The sequence below is a fragment of the Halothece sp. PCC 7418 genome (genome assembly GCF_000317635.1).
Lineage (GTDB): Bacteria > Cyanobacteriota > Cyanobacteriia > Cyanobacteriales > Rubidibacteraceae > Halothece.
Genome location: NC_019779.1, coordinates 3,471,367 through 3,488,086 on the forward strand (window position 1 = coordinate 3,471,367; position 16,720 = coordinate 3,488,086).

Sequence of the window (16,720 nt, forward strand, 5' to 3'; positions counted from 1 at the left end):
CTCCCCTAAGTTATAGTCATTCCAAATAAAAACCAACAGGAGAAAGATATAACACACGAACTAATGAAACCGTCCTAGAAGGACGGTACTTGAATCCTGCTATTATCGGTCAAATCCGAAGCAGAGAGATGAAACGAAACAGCAATCCTATTCAGGGGCGACAAAAACCGCCGTGGTTCGGGCTGGAACTTCAAACTCGCCAGTTGTGAGATTGAAATTCGCTGATTTCACCACATCATCATGAGAATTCGCTTGTACAGGATGTAATACCATGGATGTTCCGGCTAATTCTGGAATCTTGATTTTTTGCCCAAATTTATCAGCGTTAAACAAAGCCACAACCTTGTTGTAATTGGGGTCTAAGTTTTCTCCCACCGTATCATCCAAAGACATGACAATAAAGGCATCTTTTTGATTTTGTCCCATGTTGTGGAACTTCACCCGTTGTTCAATGTCTTCTTTGCTTCGTAAACGGAAGAGAGGAGAACTGCGCCGAATTTGGAGAATTTCTTGGAAATGATGAACATTATCCAATATATGCTCTTTTTCAGGGTCAAACTTGGTGTTTCTCAATAACGGCGACATAATCCCCCACCGTTCTTGATTTCCCCAAGCTGGGGGTAAGCCAACACCAAAGTTGTTACCGCTATAGGTAAAGTCAATGCGATTAAACCAGTCTCCAGAGTCATAGCTATTGTGATCCAAAGATTTAGACCGCAGCATATCACTTCCCATTTGGAAGAAGGGAATCCCTTGACTTAACCCCACTAAACTTAACCCTAAATTCTGGACGCGAACCCGTTCATTCATGCTGGTGACCGCAGTTCCCGATTTACCCAGAGGGAGTTTGAACATATTTAAGTCAAACAGGGTTTCGTTGTCGTGTTTGGAAATATAGTTGATGCTTTCTTGCGGATCTTTGGTGTAACCCGCCCCTTGCAACTCAATCCCCGAGACTTGATTATTATTTTGGTCAATAATTTTGAAATCTTGGAGACTTCCCGCGAGGTTAATCCGCAGTTTATCGCTATTGGTGCGTAAGTTATTGCGGAAGCGTTTATTGTAGAAATAGCCATTCCAATCAAAGGATTCACCGTTAATAAATCCTTGCTGGTGAATTTGTTGGGGATTGCCAGAATATCCGCCATGAACGGCATCACGAATTTTATCGTTGAATGTCCCAATGCCAGTTCCTGCCATATTGTACTGGGTTGCAGCATAGAGTCCTTTGCCTTTTGCTGAACCAAAATCCCAGCCTTCTCCATAGAGATAAATGCTTTCCCCATCCACTCCATCTTGATCGAGAGTCAAGTCGTTGATGGTCTTACGCAGACTGACTAAGTTTTCAACCGTATGCAGGTTCATCAAGTCAAAGCGGAACCCATCCACTTTATAGGCTTTTGCCCACCGCAGAATGGTATCCACCATTAATTTTTCCATCATGGCAAACTCGGTTGCAGTATCAGGACAACAACTAGAGTTTTCCTGATAGCCATCTTTGTTATAGCGATGGTAATAGCCTGGAACCACTTTATCGAGAACCGCTTGGGTATAGAGTCCATTAGCAAAGGTGTGATTATAAACGACATCCATTACCACCTGTAACCCAATATCATTGAGAGATTGCACCATGCGCCGAAATTCAAGGATACGGTTGACCCCATCTTGGGCGGTGGCATAACTCCCTTCAGGAACGCCGTAATGATAGGGATCATAGCCCCAATTAAAGCTGTCATTGCCCCGGGTTGAGCCAATAATCGCTTGTTGTTGTACTGAGTCTCGCGCAAAACTGGCAAGGAGGTCAGGATCGGGATTAATTCGTGCTTTTGGATTTTCTTCTACAGAAGCAAAATCGGAGGCGGGTAAAAGATGAAGGTGAGTTAAGCCAGCCTCGGCAAGTTGCTGGAGATGGTTCATCCCGTTGGAGAGGGGTTTGCCATTTTTTCCGTTATAGCGAAAGGCATTAAAGGTTCCGCGATCGCGCTCAGGAACAGTTTCATCATCCCGACTAAAATCACGCACATGGGCTTCATAAATCGCCATGTCTTCTGGTGCATCGAGACGAGCTTTAATCATGTCATCCCACCCGTCTGGTTTTAAGCTGGGGTCATTGTATAGATCCACCATTTGGCTTAACCGACTGTCTTGGGATAAGTTCACTGAATACGGATCAGTGACAAAATTTTTCTCAAACTTGCCAGTAAACGGAACATACACTTCCACTTCGTAAAGATAATATTGTTGATCCCAACTGCGATCGCCGACCACCGACCAGACTCCCGTTTCTGGGTCAAAGGTCATTTCATGAGTGGTTGCTTTGGTATTGGGTCTGGGATTTTCAAAGCGATGTAATGTCACCGATTTCGCGGTCGGGGCCCAAACTTTGAGTGTCGGTGTCCCTTGATTGTAAATCACCCCGAGATCCCCAGAATAGCTATAGAGATCATCAAGTACCCCTTGCAGTTGAATGCCTGTTGCCTCAATAAGTTTTCCGCTCTTATCATACGCCGCGATCGCGGTTTCACTTTTGACAATTGCTGGTACTAACGGTCTGGCTGCAGAAGGAACTTCTAAATCTTGATAGCCATCAATGTGAGGGAATTTGGAGTTGGTATCCCAAGTGAGAGTTTTCTCATTTTTTAATTGAATACCATCCCCACTGCGGACGGGCACCATCAGATTCCCATTGGGGGCATAGTGCAGTTCATAGGTGGCTGCTTGGTCTTGATTCCACGCAATATTGTGATGGTCAATCCACATCGCACTCCGTTGTTCTGGGGCATTGGGAACTGGGCTCACAGTGAGACGACCATTCCCGCCACTTTGCCAGCGTACGGTTGAGGTGGTTTCTTCGGCACAACGAGTGGTGTATTCATACAACCCTGTTTCTGGCGCAATCACCCCCCGATATTCATCATTATCGTTGGCATCCCCAATATAGGACATGGGAGTGGTCATGACAGTTTGCCACGCTCCCCCAAAGCGTTCCACTTCTCCCCAGTAGAGGGTACAAGCGATGTCCTCACCGCGACCATAGGATGCAGTGACCCCCTGTTTATAGACTTGGGTATAAACGCTAAAGTTTTCTCCTTTGGGGAGGATAATGTTAGAGTTCCCTGACGGAAACATATTTCCCACCCAATTTAAAGGCGAATTGGAGTCCGCACAAGCTGGCTGACTCCAAATCAACAAGAAAGAAATTAAGGAAAGTACAACGAGTCTTTTCCAGATACTCCCGAAGGGGGGAAGTCCCCCCAGACTTGCCATTGGCAATGTTTTAGTCATGTTGATAGAAGTAGTAATCATCGGAACGAGTCCGCTCAATGGAGGGTTCGTCTGGAATATCTCCGATGGGTTGAGGTTGATAACCATCAGCTTGAACTAAACCCACAACTCCATAAGCGTCCAATGAAAACTCTACCTCATGATCTTGCGCTTGGGTATAGGTTGGATTTTTTCCTTCTCCACCATAAATGGCGCGATCGCTGTCGAGAGCAATCTCAAACTTCGCATCTTCAGGGAAGACAGGGATTTTATAATTTTCGATCGCGCGATCGCCTAAATTTGTCACCGCATACACCCGTTGTCCCGTTTCAAAATCAATGCGCTCAAAAATAATCACTTTATTTTCATGATCGACCCAGTGCAACATATTATGGTGCATATTGTAAGGAGCAAAGGCAGGCTGTGCGCGGAAGAAGCGTTTCATATCCCCTTGAAATTGAACCATCTGCGCTACTTCTTCATTGGTTAACTGTGACCAATCAATGGGGGCATTACTATTTAAGTTTCCTTCTTGCATCGTCCACAGTTGGAACATATCCAAATAGTAGGAACTGGCAAACATCGTTAACGCTGACCAAGAGCGAATTTTTTGGTTATGATGACCACCATCAATGGCATCGGCTAAGTAGCGACCTCTGGCTTGGAAAGGATTACCAGGGTTGGCAAACTCATCATGGTTTCCAGGATAATACAACATCGCAAGCGACCAATCCTCCGATAACATATTATCCAGTTTCCGAGTATTGATTTCTTCGGTATATTTCAACAAGTTCTCTGTGAACCAAAGATAAAAGCGATCGCTGTAAGTGGTGAGTAAACCCGCCCCACCTGCATCTCGGGCGCGATTCAAATAGGGATCGCCAAAATACCCTTCACCAATGACCACAGACTGCGGACGATACGTATCAACGGCTGCGGTTAGCTCTTTGAGAAATTCGCGACCATAGGGTTGGGCATCAATGCCGTTGACATTATCAATGCGTAAACCATCAAACCCGTAATCAACCAGATTGACTAAACCAGCATCAATTAAGTTTTTGCGGATTTCTGGCGTGTAATTAAAGCGACGAGTTCCCCATTCCGTCCAATTTCCTGCATAGAGTTCGCTGCCATCTTGCGCCACATACTGAGAAAAGCCTGCAGGGGCAAACTCACGGGGCGGGTTATTCCCACGGGGAGAATAGTGAGAATAAACCACATCCAATAACACCGCGACATCGGACTCATGGAAAGCATTAATCATTTCCCGCAGTTCATCGGGGCTACCAAAGTCAGCGTGTTTGCCGTACATACTGATGGTTTGATAGCTGTAGCGCCAATCGGGGAGATATTCCGCATCGGGTTCCCAGAAGTCAACGTGGGTATCAAGGGGCATAAACTCAACGGTGTTGTAGCCCAATTTTGCCATCGCTTCGGGTAAACCACATTCTCGCACAAAGTTATATAAGCGAGGGATATGTTCTTCTCCCGTATCCCCATAGAAACCAGAGTGAGGATTTTGACATTGCCACTTCAATGACATAGAAAGAACATCTGTCTCAGCAATGGTTAATTGTTTACCGCGTAAATCTAAAGGAGAATCATTCTCTTTGATTTCTGCATCGGGTTTCCAGAAGACAGAATTGAGTTCTTCGCTATGTTCACCATCGTAAAACCGTTCATTAAAGGCAGGAGTGGAGAGAAGAGTTGCTCCGAGATCAACCCGTTGTTCTCCATCTTGATCGACGAGGCGGTATTGTTTTTTATGGTAATCGTCAGGGGGAAGGGTAACGGCATGGATCTGAGGGTTTTCTGGCAAGGGTTGCAATTGATAATCTGCAAGATTTGCCACATCCCCCCAATTGTTGAAATCGCCAATAACGTGCAAGCGTTCAAAATCATTGCCCACTAAAACGCGCAACGTCACTGAGCCATCATCATGGAAGCGGGTGCCCACTTGCGGTTCAAAGGTTTCCCGTTGGGGTTCTCGTTCTAACTTTTCCACGGAAGCCAGACGTAAAGATTCCACATCTGGGCTAACCACAGGCTTTTTCTTCATGGGGGCAAAGTCGTTAATTTCCTCTCCCAATGAGATTCGCGTTAAATTATTAATATCTTTAATGCCGAGGTAACGCAACTGAGAGTAAGTGGGTTCTGAGACTAATTCCCCTTCCGCGATCGCGCTGTCTTCGCTTTGGTCACCTTGCACCTTAATAATTAACTGTTGCAATGCTTCCATCACCCGCATGATACCCTGTTTCAGCGTATTCAAGACCCCCGACCAAAACGAGTCTGAACTATTATTGTTATTAAGGGCTATTTGCAGCGATCGCGCTGAATTCAGAGCCACTTCTTCTTGGTTCGCTTCAGGTGACAAGTCTAAATTGATCTGAATTGGAGACTTGGGCTGTTGCTCTGTCGCAGCAATCTGAAAGATGACCTCTAGTTCTTCACTACTGAAGTCTCTAGCCAACTCTGACGTTGGTGAAACAACATTTAATTGGTAAGCTAGCCAAAGTGAAATAAAATCCATTTATTATATCTTTATTACTTGTGTAACAGCAACGTTTAAGCGTTTCAGCGAAATTCTTCAAAAATAACTGCATTCTCTAAAGGAGATTCGCCAAAACATAAGTTTATTATACTTAACATACCGTTAATAATGAAAATATTAGCTTAATCAAAATTGCTTAACAATAAAACCAAACCAATGAAAGCAACTTCTCTATTATCAAGATTGATCAAAACTGATACCTCTCCCGTTGACCCGCAAGAGTGGTCTTCTGGCTATGAAGCGCAATTCCTCTCGCAAGTAACGGAGGTTTTTGCCAACGGAACCGCGAATGTCCGACTTGCCATTTATTTACCACGAGGCGAACACAAGCCAGAAGTGTTTACAGTGGAAGTGAAAACAACGCAAAATTGGCAACCCTTAAATCCTCCTGATCCCGAGCATCCTTATTGGTGGTTAGACTTAGAAGGAATTACAGAAGGAAAGCAATTACACTTTCGGTATCGCAAGTCTGAAGAAGAATGGCAACCCCTTGCCCCTCTAACCGACTTAGGCAGTCGCTATGAAAAAATTTATGTACCATCACTGCGCCACAACTGGCAACATGATCCGCCAACCATTTCCCATGGTCGGATTTTAATGGAAACCACCCTCGAAGGACTCCTCGCTGGTTATAAAAACGGGAAATATGCCCCGAATAATCAAAAAGAAGATATTGCCAATGAATCCCTATCGAAACGGATCTTAAAGACAGATATCCCAGGTCGTTTAGGAGAATTGGGCATTGATGAAATTATGGTTCCCGTGGGGGCTTCCGTTGCTGACCGCAGCCATCTCAATCCCAAATATAATTATCTCACCTATAACTTTGTCGATTTAGATTGGCAAATTGGCACTCCCCAAGAATTTAAGCAATTGGTGGATTGTCTCTACGGTGAACAAATCCAAATTATCCCTGATTTAATTTTTGCCCATCAAGTCCGCAAGCCTTTCCCTGGATCAATGGATCAAGTGGAAGGATTGGATACAAGTTTTGTTGATTATGATGCTTATTTATTCCGCGATTACGGGACTTGGATGCTGAATCTTGCCCTCCCAGAAATTCGGCGGATGCTCATTGAAAAGATTATCAGTTTCATTAAAAAATATCGCCTGAAAGTGATCCGTATTGACTATATTGATGGTCTAATTCTTCAATATTGCCAGCGCGATCATAATCACGCGGAAGACTTTCTACGGGAATTAAAAGCCGAAATGAGACACGCTTGCCCAGAAGTGATCACTCTTGGCGAAACGTTTGAAGTCTCTCAAAATCCAGTCGTGCAAGACTTTATTGATGTATTTTATGCTCCCATGGGCTTTTCCATTGTGGAAGAATTATATAAACCGGTTGGTAAACGAGAACATCATCTTGCCCCCAATATTGGCTTAATTGCTGATCATGTGCGGAATGTCGTGCAATCCAATCGTCCTGAAGCGGTTTATGCACAACTCCACGATGAAACCTGGTATTGTCCTCACATTATGGCGGGTCGTCCTCATGTGAACTGGGCTTATGGCGGTCACCCAGCGCAACTAGCGAAAAATCAAGGAGATGAACTAGTCAATATGGGGGCTTTAGATACCCATCATCTATTGGACTATGTTCGGCGCACAGTGCGTAATGCGGAAGCCCTAACCATGTTTATTGCGAAGTCGCGCTATATGTTTACGCCTGGGGTCGATGCGCTCAGTTTAGGCGCGTTGGATGATGCGGATCAATGGCAAGTGCAATGGGAAGGGGCAACCATTCAACAATTAGAAACTTGGCAAGCGACAGGGTTATCTAGTCGGGCGATTTATCATTTCCACGAACAACATCGCAACGATATGATTCAACTGCGGAAGATTTTCCGTCGTTACACCAAACTCGATATCCATAATGGTGAATCCCTAGTCTTTCCAGAAATGAATCATTGTAACGGGATGGCATCTCTGATCAGTATCTTTCGCCGTAGTCATTACCGCAAAGATGATTCTTTGATGATTATTTTCAATCTCGGTACGCAAACCTTTGAAGGAGAACATACTTATGAGTTACCGGTTCCCGAAGGGTTTAATGGTCGCTGGCACGTTTTATTTGATGGGGAAAGCCTAAGTGAAGTTGCACAACCACATCTCAGAGAATTCCAAACCACTAGTGCTTATACACCTGGAACGATCATCAATACCAGCCAAGGGGAATATTCTAATCTTGACCAAGTGATTCCCTTGAAGATTGGCGCGAGAAGTATTGTTGTTCTCAAGTATGGCGAACTTTAAGCAACAGTTAGCCCAAAAAAATGTAGGGGTTAACTGGCTTCACCCCTACCCAATCCCTTTGTTGATGAGATCGTTGCAACTTTAAATTGATTCATGTTAACCCTGATTTTATGCCACCAAACGGCTGATTTTGACGCTCTCGGATCGGCGGTGGGTTTAACTCGTCTCTATGCGGGTGCAAAGTTAGTTCTCACGGGTGGGGCGCATCCGGGGGTACAATCATTTTTAGCCTTACATCGGGACGAACTTGCAGTGATTGAACGGCGCAGTGTTCACCCAGAAGACATTGAAACCTTAATTGTCGTCGATACACAACAGCGCGATCGCGTGGGGAAAGCTCAAAGTTGGTTTGATCTCCCGCAACTGAAACATATTATTCTCTATGATCATCATCCGTTTCAAGGCGACATCCCCGCAACGATAACTCAGATTGATACCGTTGGCGCAACCACAACTTTAATTGTAGAAGCCTTAAGAAAAACAGCAGTTTCTCTCACCCCCATTGAAGCGACGGTCATGGCGTTAGGGATTCATAGTGATACTGGGTCGCTGACGTTTCCCCAAACTACTCCTCGGGACGCGATCGCGCTGGCTTGGTTAATGGAAGTTGGTGCAAATATTAATGTCATTGCTGATTATGTCGAACCCAGTCTGTCTCCGCAGTTGCAACAGTTTTTATCTGAGGCGTTAGACAAGGTACAAACAGAATCTGTTCAAGGCTACACCCTAGCGTGGGTTGATTTAGAAAGTGAAGAATTTGTCCCTGGGTTATCCAGTGTCGGGGAACGGTTAATTGAGGTGATGGAAGCAGATGCTTTGTTACTGTTGCATAGTTATTCTCACGGGAGGCGAGGGAGTTTAATTGCGCGATCGCGCTTACCCAAAGTCAATCTCAGTCAAATCTTAGGGGAATTCGGCGGAGGTGGACACCCACAAGCAGCGTCAGCAAACTTAAAAACCGCTAATCCGAAAAAGACCCTACAAGCGTTAATTACAACAATCAAATCGCAAATCCCCCATCCGCCCACCGCACAAGAATTAATGTCCTCTCCAGTGCGTACCATTCGCCCCCAGACTACCATTACCGAAGCCCAGCGCGTGCTTCTTCGTTATGGACATTCGGGTTTATCGGTTGTTAACGAAAATGATGAACTAGTGGGGATTATCTCTCGTCGCGATCTCGATCTCGCCTTACATCACGGCTTTGGTCATGCGCCCGTTAAAGGATACATGACCCGCAACTTAAAAACGATCGCGCCTGATACCCTTTTACCTGACATTGAAGATCTGATGGTGACTTATGATGTGGGACGCTTACCCGTTTTACAAGACAATCAACTCCTCGGCATTGTCACCCGCACCGATGTTTTACGAGAACTGCATCAAGAGCGTGGAATCACTCAAAAAGATCAGGATGAAAAGGCTCTCATTTCTGCTTGTTTACTTCCCAACTTCAAAAATCGCCTAAAACCCGCCCTGTGGAATCTCTTATCTCATGCAGCCGAAGAAGCCGAAAAACGAGGTTGGCAACTGTATATTGTCGGGGGGGCGGTGCGGGATATTCTTCTCGCTAGTCCTCCTCATGCTTCGGAAACAAACACTCCTCTATTCCTGCAAGATATTGATTTAGTGGTGGATGGGTTTCATCGTGCAGCAGATGTGGGCGCAGGAGTGGAATTAGCCAAAGCCCTGCAAAATGATTATCCTCCCGCCCGTTTAGAAGTGCATGGAGAGTTTCAAACCGCAGCGTTATTGTGGCACAATCATCCTGAATTAGACTCGTTATGGGTGGATATTGCCACTGCTAGAACCGAGTTTTATCCTTATCCTGCAGCCAACCCTGAAGTAGAAGCCAGTTCCATCCGTCAAGACTTATATCGTCGAGATTTTACCATTAATGCTTTAGCAATTCGACTGACGCGACCGAAAAGCGGGGAACTGTTAGACTTTTTTGGCGGATTGATTGATTTAAGATCGCGCTTGGTGCGAGTGCTTCATCCCAACAGTTTTATTGAAGATCCGACACGGATTTATCGGGCGGTAAAATTTGCCGTTCGTCTGGGGTTTGACATTGAACCGCAAACAGAAGATTATATTCGTTACGCGATCGCGAGTGGAGTTTATGATCGCTCTCGTCTTGAAAATAGCAAAGCCCCAGCCCTGCAAACTCGCCTGAAAGCAGAACTGAAATATATTTTAGAATCTCCTTACTGGCGACCTGCTCTGAAATTATTATCGGATTTAACCGCCTTACGTTGTCTGCATCCCCAGTTAGAATTAGATGAACGTCTCTGGTGGCAAGTTCGATTTCTGGGGCGGTGTTTACAGCAGTTTGATCCTCAACATACCCTCACTCACTGGCAAATGCGACTAGAGACGATTCTCGCTTATCTTCCGACAACAGAGGAACGAGTGTCGATCGCGACTCAGCTTGAACTTCCCAATGATAGTATTAAACGCCTCAAAACACTAGACGCTACCAAACAAACCATTATTACTCACCTATCTCAAGATTTATCCTCAGAAGACGCGCTGCACATTTATGAAACCTTACGTCAACAACGGTCAGATTTACTGCAACATCCCTTCAATGAAATCGAAATCTCAGTGAAACAGACACTTTTAAAAGAAAGCTATCGTCCCAGAGATTTAGTAAAAATCTTACAGTCTCATAAGTTACCGATGTTGGTTTTAACGGCGGTGCAAACGCCTCGCAAAGTAAGACGACGGATCTGGCAATATCTCACCCATTGGTCACAAGTCAACGCCCCCTTAGATGGCAATGATCTCAAAGCCTTGGGATACAAACCTGGTCCCCAATATCGGGAAATTTTAGAAAGTTTGTTAGATGCAACTCTCGACGGCGTGATTCAAACCCAAGCAGAAGCCAAAGTGTTTCTTGCCCAGCATTATCCACAATAATCAATCTGTTGTTTTGATCACTATTGCGACAGCCACTTAAGATTATACTTTATGTCAACATGACTGCATAGTTAATAAAATTAAGATACAATAAAATTAATATTAAGAATTGAGTCCTTTATTAAGAATTTTTACCTACTGTTATGTCCCAATTCGATCAAACCTCTCCTGAAACCCTGAGCTTAGTTGCAGACTACTTTAAAGTGTTATCAGAAGTGAGTCGCCTCCATATTCTCAACTGTTTACGAGAACAACCGATGAATGGGAAACAACTTGCAGAAGCCACGGGTTTAGGACAAGCGAACCTCTCTAAACATTTAAAGGTTTTAACCCAAGCTGGCATCCTCAAACGAGAACAACAGGGGGTGAGTGCATTCTATCGTATTAAAGATCCGATGATTTTTGACTTGTGTGAAGTGGTTTGTGGCACAATTAGCAATCAATTTAAAGAACGAGCAGAATCCTTTAATCAACTCTCCAGCTTGAATCTGGTTCGGAGTTAATTTGACATCCTCATCCCACTAAGCCTAACGGCTATAGTGAGAGATTCCCAGCCTCGCGACTAGGCTTTCCTGTCTCACAGACTCTTGGCTAGGCAAAGCCCCCGCCAGATCGTCTCCACAGGCATTTTGTTTAACGTCCAACCCCTGCCCGAGGTCAGACAATCCCCGATTTCTGATTACTTCACCACTCACTACATCTCTTGCTCCGATGTAGCCACATTCAGGACAGTTATGGATTCTAATCTCAAGAGTCTTTTTGCCCGTCTCTGTCCCGCATCGGCTACACTCTTGAGAAGTACCATCCTTGTCAACTTTGGCAAAGTAAACATCTCTCTTCCAACAAACCCACTGGAGAATGTTAACAAACTGCCCAAACCCAGCATCCGCAGCGTGTTTAGACAACATTCCTCTTTGCCAAGTGCGGAAGTTAATGTCTTCGACAAAAATCATTCCAGCACCGTCGCACAAGTGGTGCGCCAACTTAAAGTGCCAATCCTTACGAGTGTCAGAGATGCGTTGATGCACTCTTGCTATTTTCCGATTTAGCTTATGTCGGTTATTCGACCCTTTTTGTTTGTTCTTTAGCCTACGTTGGAGCGATCGCAGCTTCCGTTGTAAAGACTTTAAGAACCGAGGTCTTTTAACTTCTAAACCATCGGAAGTAGCGACAAACTTGTCAAACCCGAGGTCTAACCCTCTTGGATGTCCATGAGGAAAAGGTTGAGGGACATCCACATCCAACTGGAGGGAAAGCATCACGAAGTAGCCAGAAGCCTTGCGGACAACTCTGGCTTGCTTAATCTTAAATCCCTCTGGAATGTCTCTTGACTTTCTGAACCTGACCCAACCCAACTGGGGCAATTTAATCTGGTTTCCTTTAACCAACTCTTTTCCTCTGAGTTGGGGGTAAACGTAAGAGCGAAGACGATACCGATTCTTAAACCGAGGAAACCCTAGTCCCTTCTCCTTCATATCAGCAAACGCTCGGTCAATGGTTCTCAGAACTTGCTGAAGGACTTGAGCGTTAACTGACTTAAGGCGTTCATCGGTTTTCTTGGCTTCGGTTAAAGCCTTTGCTTGTTTGTGGTAATTAGGATAAGGTTCATCAGCAGGGATGATATATTCTTGTTGAATGGAACAGGCATTAACAGGTGACTTGCGAGAATTATGCCAATCTTTTCGCTCCCTAAGCGCAAAGTTCCAAACCGAACGGCAAACTGAGAGCGTATGTTCAATAATCTCAATCTGCTGTCGGTTTGGTTGTAACTTGTACTCGTAGGTGAGAGTTAACATTGACTTTTTGTTAGACTGAATTTAGTTTAACACATTTACTGCCTATAAAAGGGAATGTCATACAAAAAAGGATGGAGAACTGTTTACTCTCTTACTGCTCATATCGTTTTAGTTACCAAATACCGTCGAAAAGCGATCAACACTTCCATTCTCCAAAGACTGACAGAAATCTTCGAGGATACCTTGAAAAAGTGGCAATCTGAGTTAATGGAATTTAATGGAGAACCTGATCATGTCCACCTTTTAATTAGTTACCCTCCTCATGTCCAACTCTCAAAACTAATTGCTAACTTGAAAACCGTATCGAGCCGTTTAATTAGGAAAGAGTTTCCTAACCACATCGATAGGTTTTATTACAAGCCAGTGTTTTGGACAGGTGCTTATTTTGTTGCTTCTTGTGGAGGAGTAACCGTTGAGCAGTTGAAGAGATACGTGGAAAATCAAAGGATGTCCTAACGGACTTCTGTTGATTTGGACGCGATTCACCTACCCGTTAAGCCTAACGGCTGTAACGGGAGTCCTCTCGCGTCATTAAGATAGCACTACGCCCTAGGCAATTTGCCCCAGTAGGCTGTCACTAGATTTTAGAGTCTAACCCCGTCCTAACCTGAATACTTACTGCTGTAACTAAAATCCTAAGTCAGCTTTGGCTGCGTCCGCTGCTTCAAATAATTGATTATCATCCATTTCTTGCCAGTCGGGATCGGCAATTTCAGCATAGAATGTTTGATCAAAGGGACGAGTGCGGACAACCACAGGCATGGGGACAGCGTGACCTAAAATTAAAGCCTGTTGTTTCGAGTCCAGTTTAGCGAGAACAGATCGTAAGTTTGCGCCCCCTGAAACCCCTGTGAAAATCGCATCAATGTCTTTTTCGTCGTTGAGTAAACAGGTGACGCGAGTTCCGACTTGCGACATGACTTCGGGGTCAATTCCAGAGGGACGTTGATCGACGACTAAGAGGGTGACAAAATATTTCCGCATTTCCCGCGCGATCGTGCCGAAAATGGTTTGTTGAACCGTTGCCGAGTCTAAGAAACGGTGCGCTTCTTCAATGGTAATGACAAGTTGTTGCGGGCGTAAGGTGGGGTTTTTCGATTGCAGGTAATCCTCAGATTTTTTCACGTAAGATTGGTGAATGCGCCGTGTGATCATGTTTGTTGCTAGCATATACGACAGCATATTCGATTGCGATCCGAACTCCACCACCACGTGCTTTCCAGCGTCTAAAGATTGCAAAATTTGATCAATGTAATTATACGGACAAGCAGATCGGATATATTTCAAATTTTCTAAGCGCATCAGTTTCCGTTGTAGCGCACTAATCGATCCTTTATGTCCTTGTCTTTCTTCACAAAACTCTTGGATATCATCATTACTCATGGTAATCAGTTGCGTGATCCAATGTTTCCCAAACTCAGAATATAAAATTTGGGCGTTGTCTAACGCTGCTTCTGATAACCCTAATTCTTGTCCGACTAGGCGCAGGTCTTCAATGGTAATTTGGTCATAACTGAGATAAAGTTCTTGTGCGTCATTCACTCCACGGCGTTTGGTAGAATCGCGATCAAGGGTGTAAATTTCGACTTCGCCAGGAAAGAGTTGTCGTAAACCTTTAACGGTACTAAACCCTTTTCCTTCTTGCATGGCTTCCCAACCATATTCCGAGTGCATATCAAAGATCAAATTGACGGCTGCTTGTTGGCGGATGATTCCTGAGAGTAATAAGCGGGTGAGAAAGGATTTTCCTGTTCCAGACTTGCCAAAAATCCCGTTGCTACGTTCGACAAAGGTTTCTAAGTTGACACAGACGGGAACATCCATGTCTAGCGGTTGTCCAACAGAAAAGTTTTTCCGCATTGGGTCATCTTCCCAACCAAAGACCGCCCGAAAATCAGCTTGGCTTGCTTCATGAACTTGGCTAAAATGACTGGGAATGGTTTTTACGGGTAATAATTCCATCTCCGTACTGGTTTGGGCTTGATAGGAGGCTAACGGACTTTTCCCGTTTTGTTCTTGTGGTGTTGGTAACGTTTTTTTCTGGTCGGGATAGGTGAACATTAACATGGGAGCAAGTTCAATTGTCCCATAAGTGCTGCTTCCTGCTAAAACTTTTCTGAGTAAGTCATCTTGGGGTGAGGGGGGATCAGAAACAATACGGTTACTGGATGTTCCGAGAGAGACATCAGTGAGAAGACAAAAAAAGCGCGATCGCGCACCTTGAACGACTAAAAATTTCCCCACTCGCATTTCTTCCACTGACACATCAGGATGGAGTCGGACTTCTAAGCCTTCAGTGAGAGAACCACCGACAACTGAACCGAGAGGAGAAGAGAGTTGTTCGTCCATAGGAATTAATACACGCTAACTTGTTGTGATTCTAACAAGAATATTTTTTGAAGCCGAGACGTTCTAGCGGTTGCGGTTGATGAAAGAGGGATTCAGGAGTGCTTTCTAAAATCAGTTGTCCTTGATCAATCAGAAACGTCCAATCTGCCCAATCTTGAACTAAGTTTAAGTCGTGGGTTGCAATGACAATAGTTGTTCCTGTTGTTTGAACGCGATCGAGCATTTCTCGTAAACTTGTCACTTGTTTCGGATCGAGATAAGCAGTCGGTTCATCGAGTAACAATAAGTGAGGGCGAAGAATCATTACATCCGCGATCGCGACACGCTTTTTTTGCCCTAAACTGAGATAATTTACAGGATAATCGGCTAACTCAGTTAAATTAAAATCAATTAACGCTTGCTGCACCCGTTCTCGAATTTCTGCTTCTGGGAAGCCAAAATTAAATAAGCCATAAGATAAATCTTCCTCTACTGTCGTCGCAACTAATTGCTGTTCTGGATTTTGAAACACTAAACCCACCTGTTGTCGCAGTTGATTCAAATAACGGCGATTATACTGCATGGGTTCACCTTGCCAACGCACAACCCCTTTTTCAGGTCGATACAGCCCATTAGCCAGCCGAAATAAAGTGGTTTTACCACAGCCGTTTTGCCCAATAAAGACACAGCGTTTCCCTTCTGGAATTTTTAAAGATAAATCATTTAATGCAGGCTGATTCGTGCAAGGATAGGTGTAACGAACTTGGTCAAACTCCATCAACATAATGGACTCCCGTCAGAATCAGTAAAACAACATAACCTGCTATCGCTTCTCCTGCATATCGCCAATTGGTACGATGGCGACGAGTGTGTAGCACGCGCAATTCCCCATTAAATCCCCGAGACATTAAGCCTAACGAGATTTGTCGATAGTTTTCTAATGTCCGCGAAAGCAGTTGACCAATGAGTAAACTCAGGCTGTGCATTCCAGTACGCCAGTTTCCATAGCCCAAGCGAGATTGTTGGGCGGTGAGGATTTCCATTACGGTATCGGTTAAAACAAAAATAAAACGATACATTAACACAAGGAGTTCGGTGATTAAAGCGGGACAACGGAAGTCTCTTAAGACGCGGATAATTTCCACAAAGGGGACTGTAAAGAGAATAAAATACAGACAAGAAGTCAGCGCGATCGCGCGTAAAAAGATCGTTCTTGCCTGTTCTAATCCCTGAGCACTCAAATACAGATACATCTGACCCAAGGAAAATCCCCACAGCACATCTGAAGTCCCAGTTCCCACAGTCGCCCCCCAACTGAGTCCCATTACTAATGCAGGTAAACTCATGATCCAGAAACTCACTGGGATCGCGATTAATTTCCCATAGACTTGAACTGGAATTCCAGCATAAACAATCACCCAAAACGTCAACCACAGGGCGATCAGAATTTGGATCAAAGGTGGAGCAAGATAGCCAAGGAGAAAAAGGGCGATCGCAAATCCCAGTTTCTGTTTAGGTGGCAGCGATCGCAGCTTGTTTGTGTAAGCGAGAGAATCAATTTGATGGTGCATTAATTCAAGAAAGGTTTCACTCTTCC

General features: G+C 44.5%; 10 protein-coding genes. 4 read left to right on the plus strand and 6 right to left on the minus strand.

The window, feature by feature from the left end; translation table 11 throughout:
• Positions 1-147: 147 nt before the first annotated feature.
• Together pulA and PCC7418_RS15940 are read right to left on the minus strand one after the other, a co-directional pair.
• The gene (pulA, locus tag PCC7418_RS15935) at positions 148-3,285 is read right to left on the minus strand and encodes a pullulanase-type alpha-1,6-glucosidase (RefSeq protein WP_150107083.1); all 3,138 of its coding nucleotides are present in this window, start codon (positions 3,283-3,285) and stop codon (positions 148-150) included.
• Positions 3,278-5,797: an alpha amylase C-terminal domain-containing protein gene (locus PCC7418_RS15940; protein ID WP_015227219.1), complete on the minus strand. Its 2,520-nt coding sequence runs from the start codon at positions 5,795-5,797 to the stop codon at positions 3,278-3,280. The genes pulA and PCC7418_RS15940 overlap by 8 nt, the downstream gene beginning before the upstream one ends.
• Before the next feature lie 177 nt (positions 5,798-5,974).
• Here PCC7418_RS15940 and PCC7418_RS15945 point away from each other — a divergent pair, with 177 nt between their 5' ends.
• From PCC7418_RS15945 to PCC7418_RS15955, 3 genes are all read left to right on the plus strand, one after another.
• Positions 5,975-8,077 (plus strand): hypothetical protein, encoded by a 2,103-nt coding sequence (locus tag PCC7418_RS15945; RefSeq protein ID WP_015227220.1) that lies wholly within the window; start codon positions 5,975-5,977, stop codon positions 8,075-8,077.
• 93 nt (positions 8,078-8,170) lie between these two features.
• On the plus strand, positions 8,171-10,999 hold the full coding sequence (locus PCC7418_RS15950; RefSeq protein WP_015227221.1) for a CBS domain-containing protein: 2,829 nt from the start codon (positions 8,171-8,173) through the stop codon (positions 10,997-10,999).
• A gap of 143 nt (positions 11,000-11,142) precedes the next feature.
• Positions 11,143-11,502, plus strand: a complete 360-nt coding sequence (locus PCC7418_RS15955; RefSeq protein WP_015227222.1) for a helix-turn-helix transcriptional regulator — start codon at positions 11,143-11,145, stop codon at positions 11,500-11,502.
• Between the two features lie 24 nt (positions 11,503-11,526).
• On the opposite strand, the gene PCC7418_RS15960 is transcribed toward PCC7418_RS15955, so the two are convergent.
• Complete coding sequence (locus tag PCC7418_RS15960; RefSeq protein WP_015227223.1) at positions 11,527-12,795, minus strand: RNA-guided endonuclease TnpB family protein; 1,269 nt, start codon at positions 12,793-12,795, stop codon at positions 11,527-11,529.
• Positions 12,796-12,849: 54 nt separating this feature from the next.
• On the opposite strand from PCC7418_RS15960, the gene tnpA reads away from it, so the two are divergent.
• On the plus strand, positions 12,850-13,251 hold the full coding sequence (gene tnpA / locus PCC7418_RS15965; protein ID WP_015227224.1) for an IS200/IS605 family transposase: 402 nt from the start codon (positions 12,850-12,852) through the stop codon (positions 13,249-13,251).
• Positions 13,252-13,422: 171 nt separating this feature from the next.
• On the opposite strand, the gene PCC7418_RS15970 is transcribed toward tnpA, so the two are convergent.
• The 3 genes from PCC7418_RS15970 to cbiQ are packed head-to-tail and all read right to left on the minus strand — an operon-like array spanning position 13,423 to position 16,694.
• Positions 13,423-15,144 (minus strand): ATP-binding protein, encoded by a 1,722-nt coding sequence (locus tag PCC7418_RS15970; RefSeq protein WP_015227225.1) that lies wholly within the window; start codon positions 15,142-15,144, stop codon positions 13,423-13,425.
• A gap of 31 nt (positions 15,145-15,175) precedes the next feature.
• Positions 15,176-15,901 carry an energy-coupling factor ABC transporter ATP-binding protein gene (locus PCC7418_RS15975; protein ID WP_150107084.1) on the minus strand — a complete coding sequence of 242 codons (726 nt, stop codon included), beginning with the start codon at positions 15,899-15,901 and terminating at the stop codon, positions 15,176-15,178.
• Entirely contained in the window at positions 15,891-16,694 is an 804-nt protein-coding gene (cbiQ, locus tag PCC7418_RS15980) for a cobalt ECF transporter T component CbiQ (protein WP_015227227.1), read from the minus strand. Before cbiQ ends, PCC7418_RS15975 begins: the two co-directional genes overlap by 11 nt.
• Positions 16,695-16,720 lie beyond the last annotated feature (26 nt).